Origin of the sequence: Polaribacter sp. IC066, from assembly GCF_007997085.1 — a bacterium.
Taxonomy (GTDB): domain Bacteria; phylum Bacteroidota; class Bacteroidia; order Flavobacteriales; family Flavobacteriaceae; genus Polaribacter.
In genome coordinates this window covers 1-846 of record NZ_VORR01000148.1, presented here as the reverse complement: position 1 = coordinate 846, position 846 = coordinate 1, and the positions used below count along the sequence as shown (strand labels likewise).

Below are 846 nucleotides of genomic sequence, written 5' to 3'. Positions count from 1 at the left end.
CAACTTGTTTATATGCCGACCTTTTATCCGCATCTTCTTAAATATTGTCAGGATATGCAGAGGTTTAGTCTCTTTATATCCATTTAATTTTTTATAAAAATAGTGGATTAAAACAAATCATCAAACGGATTTTTAATTTTTTTTAAACTAGGCTCTGTAACATGCGTATAAATCATGGTGGTTTTCGGACTACTATGCCCCAAAAGTTCTTGAATATATCTAATGTCTGTGCCCTTTTCCAATAGATGTGTCGCAAAACTGTGTCTTAAGGAATGTAATGTAACTTTTTTTCGAATGCCTGCTTTAAATAAGGCATTTTTTAAAACCTTTTGAGCACTTGTGTTGCTATATTTCCCTCCTTTTTGCCCTTCAAATAAATGCTTTTTTGGTTTGTAAGCAATATAATAATCTCTTAATATTTTTACAAAGGCAGGAGATAAAAGGGTATATCTATCTTTTTTTCCTTTTGCCTGTTTAATATGAATGAGCATCCGCTGACTGTCAATATCAGTTATTTCTAAATTAATGGCTTCACCTATTCTTAAACCAGCAGAATATAAGAAGCACAAAATAGCCTTATGTTTCAGGTTTGTAATAACATTAAAAACAGCTTTTATTTCATCGCCACTTAATACTATTGGTAATTTTTTTTCTTTTTTAGGTCTCTCTATATGTATGTCTCCGTAAGAATAACCTTTATATTCAAAAAACTTTTTGATGCCACTTATAAATTGATTTTGATATGAAACCGATTTATTAGGCACAAAAATATAATCATAACTAAAAGCTTCTACTATTTTTGTAGAAAATATATCAGCTCTTTTTAAAAGCGCATATTTTATATAG

At 29.4% G+C, this 846-nt stretch carries 1 protein-coding gene; it reads right to left on the bottom strand.

Annotated elements, in window-relative coordinates; translation table 11 throughout:
- Positions 1 to 107 precede the first annotated feature (107 nt).
- On the bottom strand, positions 108 to 846 hold a 739-nt coding region (locus ES044_RS18320; protein WP_147187479.1), incomplete at its 5' end, for a tyrosine-type recombinase/integrase.